The following is a 952-nucleotide window of genomic DNA, read 5'->3' as shown; positions in this document are numbered from 1 at the left end:
ACAATCGATTGGACGGTTCGACCGGTACTCCGATGTCCTCGGATTTGGAGGACTGCACAAGTGGAACGAGGTTGTGATGGGCCGCAGCAGTATCAGGTAGGACTGTAATTCTTCTAAAGAACCCGCCTGCGCCACAGCGATCCGAGTCTCGGCTCGCTCGCGTAACAAGGTATGGCATCATAGCCGCGAAGCCCAATGAGTAGCTCTGGAAAGGCCAGCCGCTCCTCGCCTTGGCGTGGCACGGTGAGGCTAGGGTGATGCGCCCCCCTCTGTGCGTCAGCTTGTTGTCAGCTCGCGCGCCTATCATTGTCCACAGGTCTTCGAGTAGGCCAGTACGTTGCGATAGGGAGAGCGAACCGCATGTATAACAGAATCACTGGTTCTTCCAGCCAAGTTCCAAGCGCGAGCCAGGCCGATGAATCGGAGCTATCAGCAGATGGCCGTAGGTTTACGGAAACGCTTACGGCGCCTGGTTCGTCCTCGGGGGCGACACGGCCGTACTCCCTCATTTCCGAACCTCCCATCGATGAGATTGACAGGGAGTCATTCAGGGAAGAACTGAGAAATTTTTACGGTAAGGACATCAAGCACATAGCCGATAATCCGCAAGAATACTCGGATTTCGTTTCCGAAAAGGCTGAGCGCACAGCGATGGTCGCCAGAGCCGGATCCACCGTAGAGGATTCGGACCATGCGCGATATTTCAGCTATCAATTGGGTGACAAGAGTGTCGGGCTTCTAAAGACCGAAGGTCGACGTCGCATGGGAGGGGAGGCGTGGGAGCGGCACTTTCCTGGGCGAAAACACGTCTCGTCCGTTGTCGGTCTCCGGGTTACTCATCCGCTCGTCGAGAACGCAGGCGATGTTCTGCTGGAACATCAACTTCGGCTTGACGGCAAGCGGGCGTTGGTCATGTCGCGTCCTGCCACGGATGAGGTGAAGCCCCGTCTAG

At 56.8% G+C, this 952-nt stretch carries 1 protein-coding gene; it reads left to right on the top strand.

Annotated elements, in window-relative coordinates:
* Window positions 1-360: 360 nt before the first annotated feature.
* Window positions 361-952: host specificity protein (locus C7G61_RS42860; RefSeq protein ID WP_108523427.1), on the top strand; the 592-nt coding region annotated here is incomplete at its 3' end.

Source organism: Bradyrhizobium algeriense (assembly GCF_003062295.1).
In the GTDB taxonomy this organism is placed as follows: domain Bacteria; phylum Pseudomonadota; class Alphaproteobacteria; order Rhizobiales; family Xanthobacteraceae; genus Bradyrhizobium; species Bradyrhizobium algeriense.
This window is presented reverse-complemented; position numbering and strand designations above follow the sequence as displayed.